2 protein-coding genes are annotated in these 584 nt (G+C 43.5%); both read left to right on the forward strand.

The features are described 5' to 3' along the window. Positions 1–2 precede the first annotated feature (2 nt). Positions 3–233 (forward strand): PTS sugar transporter subunit IIB, encoded by a 231-nt coding sequence (locus tag K1I97_RS10115; RefSeq protein ID WP_223351620.1) that lies wholly within the window; start codon positions 3–5, stop codon positions 231–233. A 149-nt stretch (positions 234–382) separates the two neighbouring features. After that, the coding region (locus tag K1I97_RS10120) for a PTS sugar transporter subunit IIA (RefSeq protein ID WP_223351621.1) at positions 383–584 on the forward strand (202 nt) is incomplete at its 3' end.

Genomic DNA, 584 nt, shown 5'->3' on the forward strand with positions numbered 1-584 from the left:
TGGTGATTAAAATGAAAGTGGAAAATGCGCTGCGTAATTTGGGACAGACAGACTTCACAGTCAACTCCTGCAGTGTCGGGGAGGCTAAAAGTTTAGCTTCAGGCTACGATATCGTGATTGCTTCTCTGCATTTAATCAATGAATTGGAAGGCCGCACCAATGGGAAATTAATCGGCTTGGACAACCTGATGGATGATAAGGAAATCACTGAAAAATTAAGTCAGGTATTGTAAGAATTTCTATCTATGAAGATGGGTTCTCAGTTAGGGTAGGGTGGTTAGGCTGCCCCACCTTCCGATTATTGTCTATTGTGAGATTGCGCAGGGGCTAAAATTCTGGAAAGTATTGAAGATGCCCCTTGTATCTAATGAAAGGAAGAGAAATGAATTTAAAACAAGCATTGACAGACAACAAATCCATTCGTTTAGGTCTTTCAGCCGAGACTTGGCAGGAAGCAGTCAAGCTATCAGTAGAGCCCTTGATTGAGAGCGGAGCTGTTCAGCCTCAGTACTACGATGCCATCGTCGAGTCGACAGAAGAATATGGACCTTATTACATTCTCATGCCAGGCATGGCTATGCCTC

It is taken from the genome of Streptococcus oralis (genome assembly GCF_019929345.1).
In the GTDB taxonomy this organism is placed as follows: Bacteria; Bacillota; Bacilli; order Lactobacillales; family Streptococcaceae; genus Streptococcus.